This is a genomic window from Aporhodopirellula sallentina SM41, assembly GCF_000346505.1.
Classification (GTDB): domain Bacteria; phylum Planctomycetota; class Planctomycetia; order Pirellulales; family Pirellulaceae; genus Rhodopirellula; species Rhodopirellula sallentina.
The window spans coordinates 1-25,964 of sequence record NZ_ANOH01000152.1; the positions used below are offsets into that span (position 1 = coordinate 1).

The 25,964-nt window shown below is 54.8% G+C and carries 17 protein-coding genes; 7 read left to right on the plus strand and 10 right to left on the minus strand.

The genetic code is table 11. The features are described 5' to 3' along the window. The 6 genes from RSSM_RS09865 to RSSM_RS09890 form a co-directional block, all read right to left on the minus strand. On the minus strand, positions 1-3,334 hold a 3,334-nt coding region (locus RSSM_RS09865; RefSeq protein ID WP_008677396.1), incomplete at its 3' end, for a putative membrane protein. A gap of 98 nt (positions 3,335-3,432) precedes the next feature. Further along, the gene (locus RSSM_RS09870; RefSeq protein WP_008677399.1) at positions 3,433-5,532 is read right to left on the minus strand and encodes a BatA domain-containing protein; all 2,100 of its coding nucleotides are present in this window, start codon (positions 5,530-5,532) and stop codon (positions 3,433-3,435) included. Continuing rightward, entirely contained in the window at positions 5,529-6,524 is a 996-nt protein-coding gene (locus tag RSSM_RS09875) for a DUF58 domain-containing protein (protein WP_008677402.1), read from the minus strand. The genes RSSM_RS09870 and RSSM_RS09875 overlap by 4 nt, the downstream gene beginning before the upstream one ends. Further along, positions 6,524-7,534, minus strand: a complete 1,011-nt coding sequence (locus RSSM_RS09880) for an AAA family ATPase (protein ID WP_008677404.1) — start codon at positions 7,532-7,534, stop codon at positions 6,524-6,526. The genes RSSM_RS09875 and RSSM_RS09880 overlap by 1 nt, the downstream gene beginning before the upstream one ends. Positions 7,535-7,586: 52 nt before the next feature. After that, positions 7,587-8,447, minus strand: coding sequence for a DUF4159 domain-containing protein (locus RSSM_RS09885; protein WP_008677406.1), 861 nt, complete (start codon positions 8,445-8,447; stop codon positions 7,587-7,589). Next, positions 8,444-11,044, minus strand: a complete 2,601-nt coding sequence (locus RSSM_RS09890; RefSeq protein ID WP_008677408.1) for a tetratricopeptide repeat protein — start codon at positions 11,042-11,044, stop codon at positions 8,444-8,446. Before RSSM_RS09890 ends, RSSM_RS09885 begins: the two co-directional genes overlap by 4 nt. Positions 11,045-11,581: 537 nt before the next feature. On the opposite strand from RSSM_RS09890, the gene RSSM_RS09900 reads away from it, so the two are divergent. From RSSM_RS09900 to RSSM_RS09910, 3 genes are all read left to right on the plus strand, one after another. Continuing rightward, positions 11,582-12,832 (plus strand): SHD1 domain-containing protein, encoded by a 1,251-nt coding sequence (locus RSSM_RS09900; RefSeq protein WP_063709051.1) that lies wholly within the window; start codon positions 11,582-11,584, stop codon positions 12,830-12,832. A 278-nt stretch (positions 12,833-13,110) separates the two neighbouring features. Then, complete coding sequence (locus RSSM_RS09905) at positions 13,111-14,223, plus strand: hypothetical protein (RefSeq protein WP_008677417.1); 1,113 nt, start codon at positions 13,111-13,113, stop codon at positions 14,221-14,223. 464 nt (positions 14,224-14,687) lie between these two features. Beyond that, a complete protein-coding gene (locus RSSM_RS09910) occupies positions 14,688-15,788 on the plus strand; it encodes a baeRF3 domain-containing protein (RefSeq protein WP_044302093.1) in 1,101 nt (366 codons plus the stop codon). A gap of 204 nt (positions 15,789-15,992) precedes the next feature. Here RSSM_RS09910 and RSSM_RS09915 read toward each other — a convergent pair whose 3' ends face one another. Continuing rightward, positions 15,993-16,895, minus strand: a complete 903-nt coding sequence (locus RSSM_RS09915) for a CHAD domain-containing protein (RefSeq protein ID WP_008677423.1) — start codon at positions 16,893-16,895, stop codon at positions 15,993-15,995. 257 nt (positions 16,896-17,152) lie between these two features. Here RSSM_RS09915 and RSSM_RS09920 point away from each other — a divergent pair, with 257 nt between their 5' ends. Together RSSM_RS09920 and RSSM_RS09925 are read left to right on the plus strand one after the other, a co-directional pair. Further along, entirely contained in the window at positions 17,153-17,551 is a 399-nt protein-coding gene (locus RSSM_RS09920; protein WP_044302086.1) for an ATP synthase F0 subunit B, read from the plus strand. 318 nt (positions 17,552-17,869) lie between these two features. Further along, positions 17,870-18,721: an alpha/beta fold hydrolase gene (locus tag RSSM_RS09925; protein ID WP_008677427.1), complete on the plus strand. Its 852-nt coding sequence runs from the start codon at positions 17,870-17,872 to the stop codon at positions 18,719-18,721. A gap of 119 nt (positions 18,722-18,840) precedes the next feature. Here RSSM_RS09925 and RSSM_RS09930 read toward each other — a convergent pair whose 3' ends face one another. Next, positions 18,841-19,482, minus strand: a complete 642-nt coding sequence (locus RSSM_RS09930; protein ID WP_081613738.1) for a TetR/AcrR family transcriptional regulator — start codon at positions 19,480-19,482, stop codon at positions 18,841-18,843. 39 nt (positions 19,483-19,521) lie between these two features. Continuing rightward, positions 19,522-19,797, minus strand: coding sequence for a hypothetical protein (locus RSSM_RS34645; protein ID WP_236621051.1), 276 nt, complete (start codon positions 19,795-19,797; stop codon positions 19,522-19,524). Positions 19,798-19,810: 13 nt separating this feature from the next. Here RSSM_RS34645 and RSSM_RS09935 point away from each other — a divergent pair, with 13 nt between their 5' ends. Both RSSM_RS09935 and RSSM_RS09940 read left to right on the plus strand, forming a co-directional pair. Then, the gene (locus RSSM_RS09935) at positions 19,811-21,325 is read left to right on the plus strand and encodes an efflux RND transporter periplasmic adaptor subunit (protein WP_236621052.1); all 1,515 of its coding nucleotides are present in this window, start codon (positions 19,811-19,813) and stop codon (positions 21,323-21,325) included. Continuing rightward, the gene (locus RSSM_RS09940) at positions 21,322-24,609 is read left to right on the plus strand and encodes an efflux RND transporter permease subunit (protein WP_008677433.1); all 3,288 of its coding nucleotides are present in this window, start codon (positions 21,322-21,324) and stop codon (positions 24,607-24,609) included. The genes RSSM_RS09935 and RSSM_RS09940 overlap by 4 nt, the downstream gene beginning before the upstream one ends. A 46-nt stretch (positions 24,610-24,655) precedes the next feature. On the opposite strand, the gene RSSM_RS09945 is transcribed toward RSSM_RS09940, so the two are convergent. Next, entirely contained in the window at positions 24,656-25,927 is a 1,272-nt protein-coding gene (locus RSSM_RS09945; RefSeq protein WP_044302087.1) for a glycosyltransferase, read from the minus strand. Positions 25,928-25,964 lie beyond the last annotated feature (37 nt).

Sequence of the window (25,964 nt, forward strand, 5' to 3'; positions counted from 1 at the left end):
GCTCTCCGCCGGCCGCGTTTCCATCTTGTTGCGTTTGTGCACCGTCCCCGGGTGATCCCGCCCCTGTTTCTGCCGACGATCCGGGTGATCCAGGTGTCGCCGGTGATCCAGGTGATCCCGACTGCTGTCCCTGTTGATCTCCGTCCGGCTGCCGCCCCTCACTCTGCCCGTTTCCGCTGGGTTGGTTTTCGCCAGATTGGTTTCCCTCGGACGGATTTTCGCCAGGCTGCCCTTCCCCAGGCTGATCTCCTTCTGCCTGATTTCCAGAAGGCTGGTCTCCGGGACGCCTGCCTTGCTGGGATTGCGAATCACCCCGCGATGGCTCATTCGAATCGGACTCACCACGACTTCCCCGAGCTCCTTCGCGTTGAGCATCCTGTTCGTTTTGTTCGGATGCCACGCCACCTGCGGCCCTCATTTCTTCTTCCACGTCTCGGCTGAGTTGATCGAGTGCATCCGCCGCGCGGCGGAGAGCTTCCGTTTCGTCACCGAGTATGGATGACGCGGCCTCCTCGAGACCTTCACGCAGGTTTCGAATACCTTCACCGGCAACCGCCTCTGCCTCAACCGCTTCCTCTGCAAATCCATTTTGAAGCAGTTGCTCCGCCTCCTGCAGGCGATCATCCACCTCATCACGCTGCGTTTCGAGAAACGATTCGTACAAAGATTCCGCCAGTAGCGGCTCCGCCGTTTCGGCTTGTTCAACGGTGTCCTGCATGCGTTCCTGAAGGTCATTCAAACGAACGCGTTGCTCTTGCAGCTCTTGCTCGAGTCTCTCTTGTTCCGCTCCAGCTCGTAGACCGGGACCGGCGTTCTCTTGTTGATCTTTCAGACGTTCTGACAGGTCCTGCTGTCGTTCATCCAACTCCGTCGCCGCACTCCGCATTTCCCGCACGGCATCATTGAACTGCCCCGCAGCACGTTTTCGCATTTCATCACGCATCGACTCGAGCTCTCTTTCCGCCCGTTTGCCAGCGGACAATGCCTTCGATGCATCGTTTTGCTGCAACGCCTCGGCTGCTTCTCGCACATTTTCGCGAGTCTGCGCGAGCTGCTCGCTCTCTTCTTGCATTGACGATTGATTGCTCGGATCCTGCATGCGTTGATCGAGTTCATCGATTTCTCGCAGCATTTCTTGCTGTTGATCACGCAGTCGTTTTAGCTGGCGTTCGATCTCTTGTTTGGTGGGTTCATCCTCCGCCATTTCCAGCGCCGACTGCAACTTGGCAACCTGTTCGTTGATATCCTCCTGTCTCTTGGCGAGTTCTCGCAGCCGGCTGAGAACTTGGCGGGTTTCTCGGTCCTGCTGCTCACTGGCGTCCTCTTGCTGAGCCTGGTTCTGCGTCTCATATCGATTCTCGTCTTGCTTCAGTTCCAAGTCATCGAGTTGTTGCTGCCGTTGTCGCGACGCGATCGAACTAGAACTGGATTGACTTTGCTGCGACCGCGTAACCTCGAACTCGCGTGCTCTTAACTTCAGCAACCCTTCATACGCGGCCTGTTCTGCAGTCAACGCCTCCTCGAGTGCGCTGAGATCACGGTCGGAGGCGGCTTGTCCCAAACGATCGAACGCCGTCGTCATGGCATCACGAGCATCGCGGACGTACTGCAGTGATTCTTCATCTTGCAGGTTCTCCGAAAGCTCATCGAGTGAATCGATCTGGCCCTGTTGAGCCTCGGCAATCGTTTCGACATCCACCTGAAAATTATCATTGACCCCATTTCGAATCACACGCCACGTCGCTCCAATGATCTCTTTCTGCGATTCGGAAAGTTGCTCCGCCTGCTGCTCAGTCTCACTCGGCGGTGAAGGCTGGCCTCCGGGTGGCGGATCACCTTCACGGAAGATTTCCTCGAAAGGCCTCACCTCAGCAAAATACATGTCACCTTGGGTTCGCCGCACACGCTCATCTGGACCGACATCCTCAACCCAAAAGAAATACGACAACAGTTGATCAGGTTTGGCTTCGAGCGATTCGAACTCGATCAAATGCTCGACTTTCGATTGGGCGGCTCTCCTAATGTTTTGATCCAAAACCAACTCGTTACGTTCGCCGTTGAAGCTGTACGTCACACCAATGCGTTTGATTCCGAAATCATCTTCCGATTCTGCGGCAATGCGGAGTTCTTCGAGAGGCGACACCCGAACATCACCGGCCGCTGTTGTTTTCAACGTGGGTGCCCGGTTGGACAACGCCCGCACGACCAATTCGGGCGGATACTTATTCCTACGACCACGGTCATCTTCCAACTCCAAAGCAAACTTATTCGATGAAACCAGAACGACCTCCTCAGATACTGCAATCCTTCCCTCATCCTTCAAGCGAAGTTCGACAACCTCACCCTGATCCGACATCAACCGGGCCGATACGACTGGTTTATTCAGAGAAAACGTCCACGCTATTCGGCTTCCCTCCACGGCAGAAACTCGCCGCGTGTCTTCAATCACCTTGTCGCTGAATTGGGTGTAACTCGGATATTGAATCGACACATCGCTGCGCACCAATTCCGGAAACTCGAACACGTCGACGGCATACGTCGCGCTGCTCCACTGATTCGTCAGCACCTGATACTGAAATGGTTCTTGAACCGATCTGATTAGTCCGCCGAGAACCGGGTCGAGAAGATTTCGTTGCATCGGCACACGAGACTCTTCCCCTGATTCAGTCACGATTCTCAATTCGCCTTCACTCGGAATCACGTTCGGATACTCTTCTCCAAACGTCGCCGTTACCAACAAATTGGTACCACGTTCGACTTCAACGTCGCCCGGTGACACCGCAACTTCACCGAGCAACGGTGCCGCACTGTTCGCCAGCAGTGATTGGCTGGGATGCCGGTGAAGCAACATCATGCCGAGAACGAGGCACATGACGGCCAGGGCACCGACACCGCTCAATCGACTCAGAATAACCTGCCGACGCGAAACCGTTTCACTCCACGCGTGGCGTTGACCGTGATCACACGCCTCGCGGATAACTCGCTGTTGCAAGTATCCCGTGCACGCCTCCGGCGCCTTGCAAAGCGAGACCGCCGTCACGAGCCGTTGTTGTAGTCCAGGAAACTTCCCCTCAACACGTCGGGCGATTTGTGCGTCGTCGCGATAGTTCCTCACCGCAACGAAATACGCCACCGCAGACAACAAGGCCGCACCAACCAACAAACCACACACCGTTTGCAAAGGATCGAGCGTTCCAGACTGGACGCTCGGCAACATCACCGCGGCAATGAAGGCGATTACCAATGCGATCGCCACATTACACCACCACCACTGGCGTTGGCGAAATCGAACGGCGACCTGAAACAGTCGATTGCGGAGCGTTTGCTCGAGCATGTTTCTTCCTTCAGGGTCAATAAGGATGACGTGGCAAAGAACCGATCTGAAACCTCAACAGCCGGCCGGCTAGTCGACTTACGAAAGTTTCAGACGTCTTAATTCGCCATACGCACCAACAAAGTTTCACCGGCAATCAACGCGAGAGCCGCTACCAAACACCACTGCCACAATTTTTGATTGTCTTCTAATTCAATATCTCGCTGCTGTCTTGCATCGGCGAGCTTGGCTTCCCTCGTCGTGCCGTCTTCCAACAGCACCCCGAGCCGTTCGAGCTCGCTCACGTCGATCGGCTCTAGATGACTTTCACTCTCGGGAAGATTGACGGCGAATGTTAAATCACCATTCGGACCGTCACACTCATAAATGCCGGGACGGCCAAATGACTTCGCTAGTCCAGCAACATCCTCCCCGCTTTCAACATCCGGATCGGCGGTCTCATCGTCGCCTTGCATCAACCGCAGTGAGGTCGCCAACTCAGCCGGAATTTTGTCGCCTGCAAAGTATTTTTGCTGTACCTTTTCTCCGGGAAGACTCAATTCAAAGACATTGAGCATCAGCGGAATGAACTTGGTCGATAAAGCGAGTTGGCTCTCGCTCGGTTGCCATCCCGCAGCCATCACCAAGATCTTCCCATCGCCAAACGATCGCTGCATGACAGCCGGATCACCGGTGTCGAATGCGGCGACGACGTCGACCTTGTCATCGAGGCCAGTGATCCGGCGATGCTTCCAAAACCGAATCTTGCTGAAATCATTGAACTGCGGATCAGACAGCGCCCCGAACAGCGGATGGCGGAATTTGATCTCCGACAACATCGAATAGTCTTCGACGTCGGCAGCATCGAGTGCCAGCGACGGTGACTCGAACGCCGAGGACAGCGTGCCCTTCCACGCGGGTTGATCTTCGGCAACGACTAAGAACACCGTCCCTCCCGAATCGGCGAACTGCTTGAGACGGTCAATCTCACCCGCGTCGCAGGGGCGTGTGACCACAACCAACGGACTCTTCTCGACCGGAAGGTCTTCATCAACCGATTCCAGGTACGTCAGCGCCACCGTTCGCGAGCGGTTTCCGAACGGGATCCGTTCGAGGTAGTACGCCAAACTCTCACGAGCGTCCTGCTGCTGTGGTTCACTTCCCACCACGAGCAATTCGTACTCTTTCGCATCCTGAACGACTAAGTAACGCAGGTTGTCGAATTCGACATCGTCACCGGACACCCTCAACCGATTCACCGACTCGGTAGGAGCCTTCAAACGGACGACCTGCGATTCACCACCCACGACATTGGTCGATCGAGACTCAACCACACTTCCGTTTTCGGACAACCATGCCAACTCGAAACGACTTTGTTGCGAGTCCTGCGAATTGGAAACACGAACACGCACCTGCTTCTCACCATCGTCTGACGAGAAATCTGCCGCATCTTCGTCATCGAGTCCGCTCGACTCCAAAACGTTCGCCCAGGCGTTGCTCCATGCGCCGCTGTCCAACTGGCGGACGTCCAACCGAAGCGACTCGGGCCAATCAAACGAATGCAACGATTCCCAATCGCCTCCCGATTGCATATCACTAATCAAAACAACACGCACCGGTTGGTCCACCGCGTCAGAAACTTGATTGCCTTCATACGACGACGCCATTTCCGCACAAAAGATTAACGCTTCCGCGAAATCAGTCGGCACCCGGCGTGGGACAACTTCGTCGAGAGATGACCGCAGCAACGCATCTCGCTCCGAAGGTGACGATGCCCGCGATTGTTCAAAACTGAACCTCATCTTGGGTTGATGATCGAATGTCAGAACCGCGATCTCGTCGCCTTGATTCAGATCATCGACAACCTCACCGAACAGATTCATCGCATCACGCCACATCCCCGGACGCGTCATGCTCGCGCTCGTATCGATCGCAACGATCACAGGCTGCCTTTCAGAATCGATCTCCGTCGAAGAGACCGATCGGAAAAATGGCCGAGTGAACGCCGCGGCGAGGAACAACAGAGCCAACGCTCGGCACAGCAGCAACGGCCAGTTATCCAGCCGACTTCGGCGTGTCAAACGTGGCGGCGTTGGCCGTAGGAACATCAACGAACTAAACGGAACGTTCCCCTTCGGCTGACGACGAATCAAATGAAACAGTATCGGCAGACCAATCGCCGCGGCACCTGCGAGGTACAGAGGAAACAGAAAACTCATGGTGATCCTCCAGGCGAGGCGTTTGCGAGCATCGCGCTCGCCCGAGACAACATGCCGGATCTCGACGCCCCAGAGCTCTGCCGTTGCTTCGATTCGATCAGATGGAACAACGAGTCCTGCAGAGGTTCGTCCGTTGAGATTTGATAAAAATCGACACCGATAGAATCACAGACGCCTCGCAACTGAGTTTGATGCTCGTTAAACCGTTCGCGATATTCATTGCGTGCGGATTCCGGATCCAGAAAGAACTCTTGTCCTGTTTCGAGGTCTCGAACCATACTGGGTGAGTCGATTCGAAAATCAATTTCGCTCGGGTCCAACGTCCGGAGCAAAGCCACCTCATGCCCACGCGACCTCAAGTAAGCGAGATTGGTCCGCAACGCATCAATGGGTGACAAGAAATCGGAGATCAACAACACCAAACCGCGCCGATGAATCAGGTTCGCAATTTGTTTGAGCGGGACATTGATGTCGGTCCCCGTTCCCGCGACCGGTCTTGATAACGCAACGAGTAACTGCCGCAAATGTCCGACACGACGGCGCGCCGGCAAATAATCACCGATCGCTTCATCAAACGTCATCAACCCGACACAGTCTCGTTGCAGCGTAAGGAAGTAGGCAAACGTTGCCGCAAGCGTGCGTGCATACTCGATTTTGGTGTACCCGAGAGTGCCATATCCCATCGACCGACTTTGGTCCACGACGAGATAGCCGTTGCGACTGGTTTCGTCCTCGAACTTTTTGATGTAGTAACGGTCGCTCCGTGCGTACCGTTTCCAATCAAGACCGCGCAGGTCATCACCAATCGTATAAGGCCGATACTCTGAAAACTCGACCGACGATCCATGCAGCGGACTACGGTGAAGGCCGTTAAAGAATCCCTCGACCACGGTCTTGGCCCGCAGTTGCAGGTTCTTGATTCGCATCACTGCAACAGGATCAATCTGCGCAGCATCATTCGCGATAGTCGACGAGTTTTTCGATTCCGCCATCAGACATCCGTCCCGATCGTTGATAGCAGTCGGTCGATCACCTTCTCGATGGTCATCCCCTCTGCTTCCGCTTTGTAACTCAACAAGACCCGGTGCCTGAGTGCCGGATGCGCCAGTGCCTGAATATCTTCAATGCGGACGTGAGCACTTCCGGACAACAGCGCACGAGCCTTCGCACCGATCACGAGCGTTTGAGCGGCACGCAAACCGGCCCCCCAACTCACCCACTGATTGATGAAGCCCGGCGTTCCTTCGCGATCCGGCCGTGTCGCGCCGACGAGCCGCACCGCGTACTCGCCGACCTCATTGGCAATCGGAACGCGTCGGACGACCTCATGGAAACGCAAGATATCCTCGCCCGAGAACAGCGGCACGATTGGCTCTCCCCGCTGCGACGTTGTTTGCATCACAACAGACAACTCATCTTCGGGCGGAAGATAGTCGATCAACACGTTGAACATGAAACGGTCGAGCTGCGCTTCGGGCAACGGATAGGTGCCCTCCATTTCGATCGGGTTCTGCGTCGCGAGAACGAAAAAGGGTTCTTCCAAATCATACCGATGCCCCGCGGCGGTCACCTGATGCTCCTGCATCGCCTCCAAAAGAGCCGCCTGTGTTTTAGGCGGGGTGCGATTGATTTCATCAGCGAGAATGACGTTTGCAAAAATGGGCCCTTTGACAAACTTCATCTCACGGTGCCCGTCATCGCTTTCCTCGAGAATTTCGGTTCCCGTGATATCCGCCGGCATCAAATCGGGCGTGAACTGAATGCGACCAAAATTCAAATGAAAGATCTGCGCAACGCTGCGCACCAAAAGCGTTTTCGCCAGTCCCGGTGCACCGGTAATCAGACAATGCCCACCGGCAAAAAGACTGATCAGCAACTGTTCGATCACGTCGTGTTGACCAATGATCGTCTTTGACAATTCTGCATAGATTCGATCGCGACCTTCACATAATTGCTCGACCACTCGAGCTTCGTCTTCCATGCTGATTTCGGTTGAACTCATGAAGATCAAATCCTTACGGAGGAAAAATTAAACACTGCTGTCGTTGTACTGATCAGTGGGTCATCGCGTACGTCACGATATTGATACCCATCGGGTAGGCTTTTTTGACGGAGAACTCTTCGAAGTACCATTGGTTTTCACCTTCCCTCTCCCAGCCATCGCCCAGGTCGGTGTTATGGCAGATGAACACCATGATCCGGTCTTCGTCATCGACGATCGCTCGGTAGTGCGCCTCACTCGTATCGCTCCCATCGGGGGCGTACTCCCACGACCCGACCTCGCCTCGCATGCCTCGTCGGGCGGCATTGATCGCGGGAACTTGCGGCTTCTCTTTGAGGTCGTAAACGTTGTGGAAGATTTCGTGCGAAAGAGGAACCTCGAAAGGGTCCCGATCGGGGAAGACACGCTTTAGCTCGCGTCGCATGTTTTCGTATTGCGAATCTCCCCAGAAGTCATCCACCATCAAGAAGCCCCCATTGAGACAATAACGACGCAAGGCCGCCACCTCGGCATCGCTAAAAACGAGACTGCCGGGTTCGATGATGTAGATGAACGGATAGTCAAACAATCGTTCGTCGGTCAGTTCGAGCACGATCGGTTCGGGATTGACCTTCATCGACGTCAACTGCTGCAACCGAAGCGAGAAATTCAGATCGCTGTCGCGGTAGTCGGTTCGCCATCCTCCCCCGCGGCCCCGACCGCCATAGGAGTCGTACTTGATCCGGACAAACGTAAACAGATCCCCTGGAAACTGTTCATCAACTTCCCAGTCGGGAACTCCATTTCGGTCCGTAGTGATGCCATCGCCACGCCACCAACGTCCACGCTGTGCAACCACACCGCTGCCGATCATCCCGAGAATGACCAAGAACAATACAGCCGCCCAAACCAAACGCGATCTGCCATTTGTCATTCCACACGCTCCTTCGGTTGTTCGACTTGCTCTTCACTCAAAGGCTGTGCTGCATTCGCAGGCTGTGCGGCATTCGACGCCTCGTCCGATCGCTCCTCATTCAGACGCAGCAGCAACCGGTGTGCATCGCGGTAGCGAGGCGCCTCCTCCAATGCCATTAACACGTGTCGCTTCGCGTCCTGCCGTCGTCCCGCACGAGCCAATGCGTCCGCGACCCGGTAGTTCATTCCCGCCGGATCAATCGGATCGAGCGCGAGCAAAGCTTTCAATGCGTTCACCGATGCATCAGGCAAATCAGCATTTTCGGCTGCCGCGGCCAAGCGTTCATGCCCGTACGGCAGCAAAGGTTGAATCGCCAACATCTCCTTCGACAACTCAACAACCTTTCGCCAATTACCGTCCTGCGATTCCATCTCGACCAAACGCTTCAACGCCGGTAGTGCATCGCTGCTCTCGCGAACAATCTCCACGAGGACCTCTCTTTCTCTATCAGCATCGCCGAGTTGTTCGTACGCCTGCGCGAGCAATTCCTTCGACTGACCGTAAAGCACCGACAACTCTTGGAGAGCCTCGAGATGTTCTACCGCCTCTTCGAATTGCTTTGCCTGGAACAATCTTGCAGAAAGCGTTTGCCTTCCCCAATAGTTCATCGGATGCTCCGCAACGAACTCTTTCAAATCGGCGACGTTCGGATTCTCCGGCAATTTCTCACGATCCCAATCCACCTCCGGACCATACGACTTTGCGAGATCTTTCGCGTAGTCCGTGAAATTCGCATCCAACTTCTCAATGCTGCCAATCGCCGCGGCAAGCGAGTCGTTGATCGGAATCCCCACGCCAAGCGAATCGAGGATTTGCTTCAGCTTATCCAGCCCATGCGTTTCGATGATGTACTGCACCACGAGCGATGACTCGTAATATGCAAACTGCAAATGGATCGGTGACGGCGGGGCTAGAAAAGCGCTACTCAGTTGGCTGGGCAACGTTAACGAATCGGGTGTTGCCGGGGTGCCAAGAATCATTGCTCGGTATTGCGGTGACATGGATTCGCCCCACGCCGGGTTACGCTGCCGTTCTTCGTAGACCGAGATTCCTTCACTCAACCATCGTGGCATACGATTCTTTGTTTTCTCGAGAGTGACAACGTGACAGAACTCATGCCATAGGACACTCTGCCAATTCGATGGTCGCTCTCCTTGGCTCGCAGGACTGTTCGCAGTGATCACCCTGCCGAAGCAAACGCCGAGGTACCCCGCACCGCCCGGCAATCCGAACGTCCGAATTGCAAAGTCTTTCTGGTCGGGAAAGATCTCAACGAGTATCGGTGCATCGGGCTCCACATCGTACTTCTCGCAGAGCACCTCGTTTGCTTCGCCGAGCAACTGCAAAACCGCATCGCCGTACAACTCGGCTTCGAGAGGATCCATCCTCACGTGAATGTCCCCCGACTGCAGCGTGTCGAATTTCTTGATGCGGTCATACAGAGTGACCAAGTTATGCGCGACAACGTTGTACGGATCGGTCTGCGAAACCATCTCGGCGAGCTTCCAACCTTCGACCTCTTCACCCAAACGCAATTTATCCTGAGCGAGTTGGAAACGTGCGGCGTGAAACGACGCATCCATCTCGAGCGCCCGCTGCTGATACTTAGCCCCTTCGGCAAACCGATACTTTTCCGACAATTTTTTGCCGATCATGTAATCGACTCGAGGATTTTGGCTCCACGTACTCAGTGCCGTTTCGCGGTACTCTTTCTCTCGTTGCTCATCACCATCGAGGTGAGCCAGCACTGCACGCAGAGCCCAGGCGTCGGGTTGTTTCGGATGAATCGCGACAACCTCTTCCAACAAAGACCTCGCAACATCGTACTGTTCGCGATCAATCGCCGACTCGGCTTGAAAGATCAGGCTGGGGATGTGGTTCGGATTGAGACGCAACGCTCGCTCGATCGCTTCGTTAGCCTTTTTCCGATCCGACGACTCGAATGACCGTGCAATCAGGTAGGCACTGCGAGGATCCGAAGCATCGATTTCCTCAGCCGCACGCATGGTTTCTGCGGCAACCTGGAAATCCCCTTTTTCGATAGCGAGTTCCGCAGTCGCGATGTAGGCCTCAAAGAAATCAGGATCGGCATCTCGCACCCGGTCATAGAACATCTCGAGAATCTTTCGAGCATCCTCACCTCGCTCCGAAAAATACCGTCCCGCTGCAACGAGGTTGTCACGACTGACGTATCGCAATGTCGAGCTCTGCAGTACCGCAAAAAAACGTTCGACTTCAGCTTCGCTTCGTTCGATCAAATCGTTGTGCCGAATCGCTTCTATGCCGAGCAATCGGAGTGTCAAACTCGACGGATAGCGACTGATAGCCTGCTCATAGGTCGTCAATGCCTCGGCGTATTTGCCTTGGATGAGTTGCAAACGGATCAACAATCGCGGCCAACGTTCATTCCAAATCCCGGCCTCAACTTCGGCAGCCGCGATCTTCTCCGCCGCTTCGTACTCGCCTGCACGAAACATCGCCCGCGTCGCCTGTAAGTCGGCAGCCCGCGAAACGGTCGCCCCCGCGAGGAACAGGCAAAGACACGTTCCGATCATTCGAAACAATCTCTTGTCACACATGCGAAGGTGGGCTCCCAGGCAGGAATGGGATGGAGGGCGTCGACTCATTCTACAGAATCCGGAAAGGGCAAAGTGCGTCAAAACGAATTCCATACGCGACGAAATACTTCTTGGCCCTTGAAGCAAGACGATTGGCGTTTCGAAGAACAACCGCGTCTATCCTTCGAGACCGATCGCTATCGAAACGTTCGACCGCCACGAACGTTCCTGCACAAACCTCCACCACCGCACAACGCCATCCTGGGGATGAAAATCGTTTTTTTCGTCATCTCTGCGCCTCAACAGCCACTCGGTTGATGCCCTGACTGTAGGGCGAGCGAAAACAAGACGTTCTCGTGGACTCGCGGTTCACCGACGATCCCGATTGCGAACGTTGCTCGTCCGGCCTGTTCCATTCACCGCCGCTTCATTCGTTGACGCGTTGTTCCCAATCACCGCCGACAGTTTTTTCGAAGCGATGTCTTGGAACAGCGTCGTCAAACGTATCGCAACAAAGTTTTCGAGGAAATCAACATGCTCTCCTTTCATCACATCTCCCGCCGCTCACTCCGCGCCCTGGTCGCTTCGGTCTTGTGCGGGACCACTTTGCTCTCTACCGCTTCAGCAGAAACGTGGAGCGACGTCTCTGGAAATTATCGGATCGAGGCCGAATATGTTCGAGTCGATGGCAAGAGCGTCGTGCTTCGAAAAGCAGACGGATCGTCGGTATCGGTCCCCATCAATCGGCTGAGCGAGCAGAGTCGCGAACAAGCCAAGCGACGGTTCGAACAAGCCAAGTCAATTCATCCTGACGCGGCTAGCAACAGCCTCGCCGGTTCCAACTATCAACTAGACAATCATCTCGCGAACATCATCGCGCCGACGCCTCCCGACATCGGGCCCCTGGCTCCGTTTCCCAACAACCCAACTCTGCAGCAGCAGTTTGATTACGTTCGGGATCAAGCCATGAACGGCCATCTCGAAGTCTTTTGGCATTGCCTGCCCGGAGACCTGAGAGCCGAACTCGACAGCCAACCGGCCCGTGACGCGATCTACCCATCAATCCAACATTACAACGAACAGAACGCCCCTTTTGAAAAGCTGACAGCCAAATTGCTCGAGGTGCTGACCACCAAGAAAGAATTCATCTTGGGTTCCTCCATGCTGGCATCACTGCCACCGAATGCACGCCCGATGTTGGAACAAGGGTATGACCCCACGGTTGGTTTGCTTTATGAATGGGTGTCACTTTCTAACGGGATGCATTCTCTACACGAAACAACATTCACGCAGTGGATCAATTACCACTTGCCTCGGCTTGGAGCACACGCCAAGGAACTCCTGCCTCTGTTGCCACCCTCACTCAACATGGCACTCAGTCAGATTGCGATTGAACAGACCGACGCTTCGTCTGGGACCATCACGATTCCCAAACAAGACGGCGGCACGGAAACCATCGCCATGACACGCCACCACGGTCGATGGCTACCTGCCTCGTTCGTCGAGACGCTCGCGGAGCATGAAAACGGACTGATCGAGCAAATCCAGGCCTCGGTGTCGGAACTACAGAGCACGGTCGACAATGCCAACCAAAACCCATCGGCCGTGATGGTAAAGAACCTTGCCGAACCATTCAGCAAGGCACTCGATGGGCTCATCGAATCCAAAACTCAGCAAGAGTTCGACCAAGCCACGATGGCGATCATGCAGCAAGCAATGTCGGTCGCCGCAGGCGGAATGAAAACACTCGGTGACTCGTCCGCAGGCCCCGCACCGGGTTTTTAAGTACGAATGAACGAAAAACTGCTGGTGGACGAGCTACCAACCTGCATGAACAGACGGCACTCGACCACACCGATGCGACAACTCGTTCGTCTCCTTTGCTGCCTCACACCGGAGGTTCAATCGTTCGAAGGCTCATACTTCGAAAACTTCTTTGTGGGCCCACCGTCTTTTTCGCACTCGGCATGCAGGATGCACCGAGTTCTAGGGAAGCATCACGTTTGATGCAGGTCTCACTTCTTCGGGACCGTCCAATTCCCCAAAGCAAAAGGACAGTCAACATGAAGACTCAACAAAACACAACAACCGCTGCCCGCCGACGCCTATTCGTCGCCATCATGCTCGGTTCACTCACCCCAGTCGCAGGCGGCCTTGCAACCGCTCACGCCGACAACGAGTTCGGCAGCAACACGCCTTATTACGAAGACGATGCGTGGTATGACGTCAGTGAATGGTTTGACGGAAACGACTACAACCCAACCGATGAAGCGATCGGGCGTTGGGACGACGAAACGTACGACAGATCGGATGCCTTAACGAGCACGGATACCGACAACGACATCGATTGGTCCGAATCAGACTACGGCTACTACTCCGGCAATGACAACGACTGGTTCTACGATTACTACGACTACGGCTATTCCGATTACACCGATTCCAACTCGGACGGCAACTTCGACTACACCGCGTCGTACTATGACCACGACAATGACGGCGTGTATGACTCGATCGCAGAGTATGCCGACACCAACTCTGACGGTGTCTACGACACGTTCAACTACGTCGGATTCTCAACGAACAATTCCGCAAACAACAGCGACCAACGCGGTAATTCCGGCGAACAACAGTCGAAGCGTTCGAAGGTCGCACAACGTTCCGGTTCGATCACCAGGGTTAAGACAGTGAAAACGCCTCAAGGCGAAAACCTAGTCGTTGAACTGAGCGGAAACAACGATTCAAATGGCGTTGTTGTCGACTTGGGACAGAAGGACCAATTCGACCAACAACCAACGCAGGGACAATCAATGGACGTCCGTGGCGCGGCCATCAAAGCGGGAGAGAATGTCATCCTGCTCGCGACCCAGGTCAGTCACGACGGCACCGAACGTGAAATCAACCGAAGTGGTCGAGAATACACCGGTACGGTTTCCGACATGATGACGCGGACAGTACGTGGAAACGAGCATCAATTCGCCAAGATTCAAACCGATAGCGGCAAGAAGTTGCTCGTTGACATGGGTATCGAGAAACATCTCGACCTGGACATCCAAAAGAACAGCAAGGTCACGGTCTCGGGCCCCGCTGTCAAAGTAAACGATCGACTCGTGTTGATCGCACGTGAAGTCACCTCGGAAGGCGAGTCCACCGACATTCGCCGAGTGGCATTGAACTAAGGCCTGGCCCTCGGGACTCGTCCGGCTACACGAAACTGACGCTCTTTGCCCCCAGTTTATCCTGTATAGGCTGCGGCCAACTGGATTGGGTTGTCGAAATTGCAACCGGTCTCCATTGGCAAAGAGTTCGTAACCCAGCGAACTCGTTTCCCACCATAAAGCGATGAGAGACTTTTCTCTCGTCGCTCTTTTTATGCAGTCGTATTCCTTGCAATGGCGATTGCCCAAAGCCGGAACATGGAACGCACGCTGCCGCAACTCCTGGCACTCGCCTGAAATGACGACCAGGCAGCCATCGCTTCCACGCGATCCAACGATCGGCATTTCATTTGCTTGATCATCAACGGCAGGGAAAACGCGCCTCTGGCTCACGACATGAGACAGCCTCGATCGCTAGCGTTCAGTGTTCCGCGTTCTTCCCGATTAACACAAACACCCCTCGTTACTTGAAGGCGAAAACTGCAATGTCTACCGCAACAAATGAATTGACCACGAAGTCGGTAAAGCCATCCGACTTGAAACGTCTCGCAAAGACGGCCGGCTCGCCATGTGTTTCCATTTTGATGCGCACTCATCGCAGCGGCCCCGAAACACTTCAGGGAGCGATTCGCCTCAAGAACTCCATCGCCACCGCGGAAGAAAAACTGACCGCGTTGGGACACGCTCCCTCAATCCTCGATCCGATTCGTTCACTCATCAACAACTCCGAATTCTGGCAGAACCAACGTGACGGACTGGCGATCTATCTCACAGCCGATGGATGCCAAATCTTCTCCGTCAATCGAACGATTCCCAATGAGGTTATCGTCGGCGACGCGTTCTTGATCGCACCGCTGGTGCCGCAGCATGGCGCAGCAGGGGAATACTTCGCACTGTCACTGACATGGGATGACGCCAAACTGTATCGGTCCAACGAAGGATCATTGCAGCTCGTCAAGACCGATTTGCTACCGGCGTCATACTATGATCTCGTCATCCCACGGGATCCTGAAGTCAGCCTTCAACACACCAGCCATCGCAGCGTCGGCAACGCGCCAGGAACATCTACCGCAATGTTCCATGGCCATGGCGAGGGCGAAGACAAAATTGAAGCAGACCGAGATCAATACTTGTCACTCGTTGGTAACCTGGTAGCGAGTGAAATCTACAATACCCACCGGCCCTTGGTTGTTGTTGCCACCACGGAAACGTGTGGGAAGTTTGAGTCCACGACCGAGGTGACAGCAGACGCAAAAGTGGAGGGCAGTCCGGCCCAATGGACCGAACACGAACTGTTCGAAAAAGTGCAATCGGCCGTTGATACGGAACTCGAAGACGACAAAGTTGACTTCTTCCAGCGTTTCGGAACCGCAGCATCGCGATCACAGGGTTCATCGGACATCCAGGAATGCATGACTGCTGCACAAGAAGGAAAAGTCGACACCCTAGTCGTTGCCACCGAGAAAGCGGGCCGGGGCGACATCAACCGCCTTGCCCTGGAGGTGCTTCGAACCGGCGGGAACGTCTTTCAAAGCGACTCAGATAACATTGACTCGTCGGGCGTCGCCGCCATCTACCGCTACTAATCGCGATTGAGGTTTTTCAATTCTCCGGGCGGCGTTCACCGCAATTGGTGTTGTAAAACACAGCGTGAACGCCGATCGACTCATTGCTTCGGCGATATTTCCTGGCCGGTTTGAAAACTCGCTGTTTTATCGAAACGGTTTTCCGGAGCCCGCTGCTATATGCCTGTGCCTAGGCGAGCGGGCTCGGAAACATTCCACTTAGAATCATGCCGCGTCGGCACGCCACACGTCCCAGATCTTCCCGATCCGGCCTGCCGCAGCGTCTCCGCTGCTCGCGAACAGACGCTCGGCGATGGCGATTGCCCGATTCGCGAGACGACATCGCCTGGCGTCTAACAGAGCAACAAACACCTCGACGTCTTTCTGATCGTTCAAGGCGTCGGGATCACTCAGAATCGTTTGACGCAAGACGGCGTAGTCATGCTCATCACCTAGCAGGTCGCTCAGTTCCTTCGCAGCGTCACGATACGACTTCATGATTGGCGGCCAAATATCCTGCAGCAACCGAAGGTGGTACCAATGATATTTCGTACGCTTGCGAAATTGATGCAGAAGATGCGAATCACGATCATCCTTCGCATCACTCAATCGGTCGGACGCTCGTTCGTAGGTTTTGATAAATCCACCTTCGATTGCATCAAATCCGGAATCCGAAAGCGACCAATCGTTCACCATTTTCTTAGACTCGAGCATCGTATCGCGAAACTCTGATAAACGCTCACCAATCTTGCGGTCATCAATGTCAGACAGATCTTGTTTAAGCGACGAGCGAATAGATTCAAAGATGGAGCGATCCGCTTTCCCCTCGAAATAGTTCATCAGATCGTCGCAGGTCCCCACCATCGATTTCGCGTCTCGAAGTTCAGACAAGGGTCTCGCAACGTCACGAAAGAGGACGTTGGCTTCGTGATAACTCTTGCCCAACGCGGGACGAACCAATCGAACGAGTCCTCGAACCTTCTTACATCGCTTGCGAACTTGGTGGATCACCTCGTGGCGTGGAAGTGAATCGTCTTCGACCTCTCGGATCGCTTTGTCGATTTGTTCTGTCGCGATTCGACGTACCCCTGATTGGACCTTCTCGGTTTGTTTGAGTTTGAATGGCATGGCTTTCCTTTTGCGTAAATGTCTCGAAACCGAAACAGGTCAGCAAAGCACGTGCCTCGACTGGAGATATAGATTCATCTCAATCGTGGTTGTTCAACCGCAGGTGCGATCTCGAATGCAATTCATACCGTCGCGGGAAATCAGTCGGAGAGCCAAAGTCATAACTCTCACGCGAATCTTGTTTCAATCTATTAGTTGGCATAACGATTGCTAACTTTAACCAGGCATTACCAGTCCCCACTTGTTTCGGAACAATCATGTTGAAACCAACCCTTTTGTGCTTATTGGCCTGCGTGATTTTAGTGGGCTGTGATAGCGAACCCGACACGCTTCGAGAACAAGCCGAACAGGCTCAACAAAACTTGGAAGAAACCCGAGATGAAGCCGCAGAAGTCGTCGCGGAATCAGAAGCAAACGCAGTAGAGATCGTTGCCGATGCTCGCCAAGAAGCCCGCGAGGAAATTCAAAACGCCAAGGAAGATGCTCGCAATCAAATCGAAGACGCAGAACGTCGACTCGAAGCAAAACTCGAAGCACTTGATGAGTCAACGGTACCCGCTCACTCAACGGTACCGGCCCCCGCCTCTCAACCTGATCACGAACCGATTCCTTCCGACGCCGAAAACGTCAATTCGCACGAACCTGTTGCGGATTGAAGTTTGGCTCGAGCATTCACACCCGAAACATCGAGCTCAACTACACACCTTCACAAAACCAAATTTATTTATGGCGTGTCGTATCGTCTGTTGGTCATTCCTACCAAACAACAATCGCGACATGACATCAATCGTAGAGCGATTTCATAGATGACGTAGCCTTTGTCGCCAAACCTCGGTGGTCTGAATTCAGGCGCCCCAGCGACAGAAAACAGACACGTCGAAGTTCAAAAACCTCTAACAACCCCCGACCGACGATGTCACGAGTGTCGTGACTGATACCGGCCGCCTTTCTCGTAGAACTCAACGGAGACTCCAATGGACGTCAAAACATTTCGTAATCGCCAAAAGAACATCGCCATCGACGGTATCGTCGATGATTCCCTTCAGATCGCATACACCGACGTTGGGGAAGGCCAACCGTTGCTACTACTGCATGGCATTCCGACTTGGTCATATCTGTTCCACGAGATCATTGATCCACTCGCGGAACAATACCGCGTCATTGCTCCCGACTTGATCGGTTACGGCTACTCAGATCGTCGGGACCAATTTGACCGATCCATCGCATTCCAGGCTGACGTAATCGAACGTTTTCTTGCTGCCCTGGACATTGACAGCGCTCATTTTGTTGCTCATGACATCGGGGGTGGAGTCGCGATGATCATTGCCGATCGCAATCCACAACTCGTGCGTTCGATGGTACTGTCCAACAGCGTTGCCTACGACAGTTGGCCGATCGACGAGATGCTAACCCTCGGTCATCCTCGAAACGCAAACATGTCGACAGAGGACATCGAAGAGTTGTTTGACAAGAGCCTGAAGTCTGGCCTCTCGCGAAAAGAACGACTCACCGACGAATTTCGCCAAGGGCTGATGAGCCCCTATCTCGAAAAGGACGGAATCGTAAGCTTGGTTCGCAACGCCGCCAGCCTGAACACCAATCACACCACGCCGTTAACGAGCCGGTTGGATCAAATGTCTCAACCAACTCTGTTGCTGTGGGGCGAAGACGATGGATGGCAACCGATCTCGACCGCCGAAAGTCTGGTCAAGGATATGCCGAATGTCAAAATGCATCCAATCAAGAACAGCTCGCACTGGGTTCCCCAAGACGCCTCGGAAGAATTCACGGCAGCCACGCTCGAGTTTCTCAGTACGGCCGGTTAGGACCTCTCAAACGTGCACATTGCATGAAGCAGCCAATGCCGATCGGCTAGTGAATTTTGTTGAAGCTCGAGTGCCCCGCACTCTCCGACCCGCGGGTGATGCGTCGCTGCTCTGGCCCGCTACGCTTGGTATTGGCTCAGAATCATCGCAACCGTCGAGGCCACGATCTGCTGTTTTTTCTTCCGTGACGGCCCGGGTTCGCCCTGCAAAATCGTGGGCCAAAACGCGAACGTTTGCAGAAGGCCGCAGAACTGAGCGGCGACGACTTCGCAATCCGATTCGACGAGATAGCCGGAGGCCTGAGCCTGTCCGATCCACGTCTCGATGCGGTGCCGGAATTGTCGCTGGTCGACCTGCTTGCCGACCTCGGGCTCGGCCAAAACTCGTGAGATGCACGCACGAGCCAATGCCATCACCGCGTCCGACGTCATGAACTCGACCTCCGACTCTGCCAATTCGGTCAACTGTTCGGCAAGGTCTCGGGTCGGGTCAAAATCCGCGTTGGGGAGTTGCTTAGCACGCGACAACAGTTCCTGGACCATCGCGTCAAACAACGCATCTTTGCTCTCGAAATGGTTGTATAGCGTCCTTTTGCTCACCGACGCTACTTCGGCGATTCCATTCATACTCGCCGAATAAAACCCGCGGCTCTGGAACTCCTGCACGGCCGCCTGGAGGATCGCGCATCGCTTCCGGTCCGTCAAACGGTCTCCACGCTGCTCTTGCAAAATTACACTCTGGTGTTTACTTTTCTTAGGCATGACAAAAATTACACCGAACGGTTTACTTTCGGCAAGTCCTCAAGAAAACTCAACGCCTATGTCGACGACTTCCCCAAACCGGTGCTCAGGCGAACGCACCTGGATCGGAATGATAGCCTTTCTGGTCATCGTTTTTTCCGGCTGTTCAGGTGAACCAAAGCCAATCGAAACAGTCAGAAAGCCGCCTAAACCGGTTTCGGTATTCACGTTAACACGGAGTGCACCCACACGAAGACAGGAGATCACCGGAACAGTCGTTCCCTGGAAAACGGAGCAAATCGGCTTTGAATTGGCCGGACGGGTTGCGGAAGTCATCGAACCCAACGAGATGGTGATCCCCGTCATCGAAGCCACCACGGCGAAGCAGAATCCGGCCGCGACGCGACTTGCCCGGCTCGACGACGAAGAACTGAGAATCGCGGTGGAAGCCGCCACCGCCGACGTTGCCGTTGCCACGCTGAACCGCGACGCCAACCTCGTATCAATCAAACGGCGTCTACCTGCCATGATCGAATCCGCTCAAGCGGAAGCCTCCCTCGCGGACCTCGACCTCGTACGCGTATCGAAACTCTTCCAACAAAACGCGATCTCGCGCTCCGAAGCCGACGCTGCACGCACGCGGGTCTCGACCACCCGTGCGAGCCTCGCGACCGCCAAAGCTGATCTGGCTCAAGCGGAAGCTCAACAACTCGCGCTCGAAGCGCAAGTTTCCCAAGCAAATCAACGTCTCTCCGAAGCGAAGCGAAACCTACGCAACGCGGTTCTGCACAGTCCTTTCCCAGGACGTGTCACCGAAGTCCACGCCGTCCCAGGAACCTACGTGAAAGAAGGAGACCCGATTGTCACGGTCCAGATGATGGATCCGATGTCGATCGAGTTCGAAGTAACCGCTCGAGATTCTCGTCGCTATCATCGCGGTGACATGCTGACCACGCGCGTCATTGATGGCAAAGGATCCGTTCGCTCTCTGATCGGGATGGTTAACCAAGTGGATTCCGTTGCCGACCCTGCCACTCGCACATTCACTGTATCGCTACACGTGCGGAATGAGATTGACGAAACGTGTTCGGTTCCATCGTCTTCCGGCGAACCAATCGCCCGGACGGACATGATCGCCCCGCTCAACATCGGTCCCATCATTACCGGTGACGAACGACTGCTCGTCGAACGTGATTCCGTTCATCGTTTAGACGGTGAAGACGTCGTCTGGAAAATCACCAATCGCAAATGGGGAACTCCTTCTCCGGCGAAGGATCGAGTCCTCACCGTTGAAAAGGTACCCGTCAAAATCACGAGCGAAGTCATCCCTTTCTTGGGCAAGTGGCAGTTCGTCGCGATCGAATTGAAAGACCCAACCACGCCGTTCGATATCGATCGCGACTTAATCACCGGCAAACTTTTTTTCAAACCCAACTCAACGACATCAATCACCCCCGACGAATCGCCCGAGAATCAGGCCCCGCAACTAGAGAGTTGGAAGGGAAACCAGGTGATGGTCGACGAACGGCGTTGGCTGTTGCGATCCGGTGACGTCGCGCAAGTGCAACTCACACCAAACGCGCCAAACGACGGCTTCTATGTTCCGATGAAAGCCATCCGCGAGGAACGAGGACAACGTTTCATCCACGTCGTCGAGAAGAAGAACGATCAACTCGTCGCCCGGAGAATCATCGTCGACCACGAGAAATCCGACACGGTGGTTGATGAATCCGTCCTTTTACTACTCGAGGCGTTCCCGCCGCATGAGTTGCACGAAGGCATGCAAGTGGTCAGCGAAGGGACGCATTACCTCGAAGATGGAGACACCGTCCAGATTACATCGATCCTGAGAGGCAACGAATGAGCAGTCTCCCAGAACTAGCCGTCAAACGTCCGACGATTACGATCACCATCGTGCTGCTGTTCGTAGCCTGGGGCTGCGTCAGCTTCGTCACGATGCCACGCCGCGAAGATCCTGAATTCACGCTCAAAGTTGCTTTGGTGACGACGAGGTGGGAGGGTGCATCGGCCGAACAAATCGAAAAACTCATCACCGATCCGCTCGAGGACACCATCGACGGATTGGAAGAGGTGCGTCTGATCCGTTCGACATCGAGTAGCGAGCTGTCGGTCATCTTCGTCGAACTCGAAGACTGGGTTCCCGGGGCACGAGTAGACGATGCGTGGGACCGTGTTCGCGCTCGAATTCGCAACGTCGCGATGCCCGCCTCTCACGTTGAGCCTTTTCTGTTCGATGAATTTGCCGACACCAGCGTGCTGCTCTACGCGGTCCATCAAGTACCGACGTCGGGCAACTCCGAAATCGATCCCAAGTACGCGTACTCTCATCGTCAACTCGACCTATTCTCTGAACGCATTCGAGATAGCCTTCGTTTGCTGCCCGGCGTTTCGCAGGTGGGGCGTTTCGGCGTGCAAGACGAAGCCATCTACGTCGAAACAGATGAGGGAACGTGGTCGCGACTCGAACTAACCACATCACAAATCGCGGCACTCGCCCAAGCACAGAACATCGTCGCGCCCGGTGGACGGATCGATGCCGATGACGGACGCTTTTTCGTCAAACCGAGCGGTGATGTTAACGCCGTCGATGAACTGGACTCTCTCGTCGTCGGTGTCGTTCCTGCGGCCGCCGGAGTGAACCAAGTCCAACTCAAAGATTTGGGACTGAACGTTCGCCGCGGATACACCGACCCGCCTCAGCAGATTTGCCGCTATGGGACACCCGACCTGGAAACACCGGGAATCATTCTGGCGATATCGATGAAATCGGGTGCCAACATCATCGACATCTGTGACAGCGCAAAAGCCAGCGTCGCACAACTGCAATCAACCGGCTTGCTGCCTCCCGACCTTGCCGTGTCGATCATCTCGGATCAATCCGACAGCGTTAAGCAACGCATCCGCGAGGTCGGCGTCAACATCATCGAAGCGATCTTGGTTGTGGTCGTTCTGGTCTACCTCGTCGTGGGTTTCCGGACCGCTGCCGTGATGGCGGCCAACATCCCATTCGTTGTCGTATCGTCGCTAGCGATCATCACGTTGTTCGGTGTCCAACTCGAACAAATGTCATTGGCATCGATGATCATTTCGCTCGGACTGTTGGTTGACAACGCTGTCCAAGTCTGTGATCAAACCCGGACCAATCAAATTGCGGGCATGTCACCGAAGGAAGCGGCGGTCAAAGGAGCTGAAATGCTGGGCATTTCAATGCTCAGTGGAACGGGGACAACCATCGCCGCCTTCATTCCGATGCTGATCGCGATGGACGGCGCGAACCGTGAATTCATCTACAGCCTTCCGATCACGTTATCGGTGATGCTCGCGGTGAGTTGGTTGCTCGCGATGACGTTCTGCGTCATCCTCGCGGCATGGATCATCCGTCCGCCCACGGACCTGACGCGACCGACCGCTCCCCTTCCGTGGATGATGCAGAAGTTGGGCTCGATGAGTTGGCTGAAAAAGCTTCGCCAACGAGTACCGATTGAATCACCGCATTCTCTCGCGAGCACTCAAGGCATTTTCTACAGGCTCTACGGAAACGTTCTCAGTTGGTCACTGCGTCACCGGATCACGACAATCCTGGCGTCAGTCGCGATCTTTTTCTTCGCAACACAACTACCCGTGTCCAGTGAGTTCTTTCCACTCACCGAACGTGACCAGTTCGCAGTGGAGGTATGGTTGCCGGAGTCATCGTCGATCGAAGACACCAATGAAGTCGCCCGCCGAGTCGAAAACTTGATACGCGAACTGAGTCCTTACGTCGACGAAGAAGGCCAGTCGCGAGAACAACTGCTCAACATGCGGACCGTCGTCGGCGGAGGCGGTTCACGTTGGTACCTCGCCTGGGAACCGGAAGCCGCCAAACCCAACTACGCGGAGATCCTCATCCACACCACCGACGGGAAAGTAACGCATGACTTTGCCGAGCAGTTACGAAAGGTGGCACGCGAAGGCGACGCAGCGTTGGGGCTCGCTCCGATTGCGGGTGCCCGTGTGGTTCCGATCGAATTGTCGCTAGGCCCACCGGCAGACCCCGTGGTCCTTCGCATTGTCGGCAATGGGCTCGCTGACATGAACATCCTTCGATCCGCGGCCAACCGCGTGAAAGAGATGGTTGCCGCCGAACCGGATACGTGGGACGTCAATGATTCGTGGGGAGTTCCCGCCCAACAGCTTTACGTTGACGTTGACGCGAATCGGGCGAGCCTATCCGGAATCCGTAACTCGGAAATCGCGTCAACGTTGGACGCATACTATTCCGGAAAATTGCTCACAACGTACCGCGAAAACGATCGTCAAATTCCTGTTTACTTCCGCCTCACTCCCGAGAACCGCAAATCGCTCGGCAGCATCGGCGACGCGCATATCGAAAGCCAAACTGGCAAGACCTCCCTCGCTGCGGTCGCCGACGTGCAACCCCAATGGCGGCCAGCATCGATCGATCGTCGCGACGGAAACCGTACCATTGAGGTACGGTCGCGAATCAATGTGGGCGCGTCAGGCAACGATATCACAAACCGCATCTTCCAATCCGAAGCCATGGATCAACTCCGCGCGGAACTGCCACCGGGTTTCCGTGTCGAGATCGGTGGGGCGTTGGAAGAATCGATGAAGGCCCAATGGAAAATGTTCAAATCATTTGGCATGTCTTTCATCGCAATCTTCATTCTTCTGATCCTGCAGTTCAACAGCATCGCTCGCACGGCGATCATCATCGTGACGCTTCCGCTCGCGTTGGTCGGCGCGTTGACGGGACTGTGGATTACCGGGAATGCATTCGGATTCATGCCACAACTCGGAGTGCTCGCGCTCTTTGGAATCGTTCTTAATTCGGCGATTCTCTTTGTCGAATTTGCCGACATCGTTGCCACACAAAGACGTGACCACGTCGGCCACAAACTGAGTCGCGATGAGTTCCGCTCGGCAATCGTGGAAGCAGGCCAACAACGCCTGATGCCAATCTTCTTGACGACCGCTACCACCGTTGGCGGTCTCATCCCACTTGCTTTGGCCGGTGGTCCGCTTTGGGAGGGGCTGGCATGGCTGCTCATTTTCGGCCTCACTTTCGCGACCGCTCTGACGTTGCTGCTGATTCCGGTGTTGTATTCGTTCTTGCCAACGCGGTAACTCGCCACCGAGTCATCGCGGTCGCGACGCCGCATCGAATGGCCTATCACGCCAACACGGGTTGGCGGGTCGTCGCGGCCTTCTCGACAATGTCTGCGGTACGTGTGACTCCACCGGACCGTGCGATCGCTGCCTGCAGTCGTTTCGCGTTTCTTCGATACGATTGGCAGCCCAGTACCTTCTCGATCGCCGTTCGCAACTTGGCAACATTCACGTTCTTCGCCGGCAACGATTCACCACACCCGGTCCACTTCACACGTGCTCCGATGCCCGGCTGATCGTTGGCCATTGGGATCGCGACCATCGGCACTGCATTGTTCAAACACTCGAGCGTGGTATTCATACCGCCATGAGTGATCATCAACGCGGTTTTCTTTAGAAGCTCCAACTGCGGAGCATAGCGAACCACGATCGGGTCTCCGGGAAGCTTGCCGATGCTTTCAAAGACAGACGAACCACCCAATGAAATCACGAGCTGAACATCCAACCCCATGCAAGCTCTCGCAATGATTGAAAACAGATGGGCTCCGTTTCCGTGAATCGTCCCTAAACTGGCATAGACGAGAGATTGGTCAGTGAGACGCTCGTACGGGAAATCCACCACGGGTCGCCCAGCATGACTATGAAACGGCCCGGTAAAGTGAAACCAACTGGGCAAATCGGCGCGAGGAAACTCAAACTCAACCGGTTGTTGGCTGATCTGCGCCAACGTGGAAAAGCGATCATTAGCGGCTCGATGAGGTGGCAAACTCCATTGTTTTCGCTGGTCGTCGATTGTCTTCAGGACCGGTCTTAAGAGCCGCTTTGAGACCGCGTACCCGATACGATTCCTCACCCGCCCCAAGATCGACGGATTGTAGTCCCACGGCGCGAACGGGGTCGGAACTGTATCGGCCCGATTCAACACAACCGCGCTGCAAAGATTGACGAAGGGAATGTTGAGATACTCTGCGACCGAACCGGCCTCCGGTGTCGCCTGGTCAACGATCAGAGCATCGACTTGGCTTCGTCGCAACTCACCGGGTGCGTCTCGCAGAAACACACGTGCGTTCTTATTAAACAGGTCAACCGTATACGATAAACCGGCCCGACCTTTGAGTTGCCCGAGTCGCGCCAGGGAATCGACCATGCTGCCCTTTGGAAACTCCGATTCCCCGATCACACGAAAACTGATTCCAGCCTTCAGCGTCGCTTCCTGCGCGTCGACCTTGCTAAACATTGTGACGTCATGCCCACGCCGCCGGAGCTCTTGCGCCAATGGCAGCATCGTATTGAGATGCCCCGTCGTTGCTGGACACACCAGACCAAAATGATTCATCAGCGAACTCTCGGGTTAACGCGGCGACATTCTGACG

Coding starts and splice junctions, on each gene's coding strand:
- RSSM_RS09945 (WP_044302087.1), bottom strand. CDS start 25,927: ATGAATCATTTTGGTCTGGTGTGTCCAGCAACGACGGGGCATCTCAAT.
- RSSM_RS09870 (WP_008677399.1), bottom strand. CDS start 5,532: ATGAGTTTTCTGTTTCCTCTGTACCTCGCAGGTGCCGCGGCGATTGGT.
- RSSM_RS09920 (WP_044302086.1), top strand. CDS start 17,153: ATGTTGAAACCAACCCTTTTGTGCTTATTGGCCTGCGTGATTTTAGTG.
- RSSM_RS09915 (WP_008677423.1), bottom strand. CDS start 16,895: ATGCCATTCAAACTCAAACAAACCGAGAAGGTCCAATCAGGGGTACGT.
- RSSM_RS09925 (WP_008677427.1), top strand. CDS start 17,870: ATGGACGTCAAAACATTTCGTAATCGCCAAAAGAACATCGCCATCGAC.
- RSSM_RS09875 (WP_008677402.1), bottom strand. CDS start 6,524: ATGGCGGAATCGAAAAACTCGTCGACTATCGCGAATGATGCTGCGCAG.
- RSSM_RS09935 (WP_236621052.1), top strand. CDS start 19,811: ATGGTGATCCCCGTCATCGAAGCCACCACGGCGAAGCAGAATCCGGCC.
- RSSM_RS09900 (WP_063709051.1), top strand. CDS start 11,582: ATGCTCTCCTTTCATCACATCTCCCGCCGCTCACTCCGCGCCCTGGTC.
- RSSM_RS09880 (WP_008677404.1), bottom strand. CDS start 7,534: ATGAGTTCAACCGAAATCAGCATGGAAGACGAAGCTCGAGTGGTCGAG.
- RSSM_RS09890 (WP_008677408.1), bottom strand. CDS start 11,044: ATGATCGGAACGTGTCTTTGCCTGTTCCTCGCGGGGGCGACCGTTTCG.
- RSSM_RS09905 (WP_008677417.1), top strand. CDS start 13,111: ATGAAGACTCAACAAAACACAACAACCGCTGCCCGCCGACGCCTATTC.
- RSSM_RS09930 (WP_081613738.1), bottom strand. CDS start 19,482: ATGCCTAAGAAAAGTAAACACCAGAGTGTAATTTTGCAAGAGCAGCGT.
- RSSM_RS09885 (WP_008677406.1), bottom strand. CDS start 8,447: ATGACAAATGGCAGATCGCGTTTGGTTTGGGCGGCTGTATTGTTCTTG.
- RSSM_RS34645 (WP_236621051.1), bottom strand. CDS start 19,797: ATGACTTCCGCAACCCGTCCGGCCAATTCAAAGCCGATTTGCTCCGTT.
- RSSM_RS09910 (WP_044302093.1), top strand. CDS start 14,688: ATGTCTACCGCAACAAATGAATTGACCACGAAGTCGGTAAAGCCATCC.
- RSSM_RS09940 (WP_008677433.1), top strand. CDS start 21,322: ATGAGCAGTCTCCCAGAACTAGCCGTCAAACGTCCGACGATTACGATC.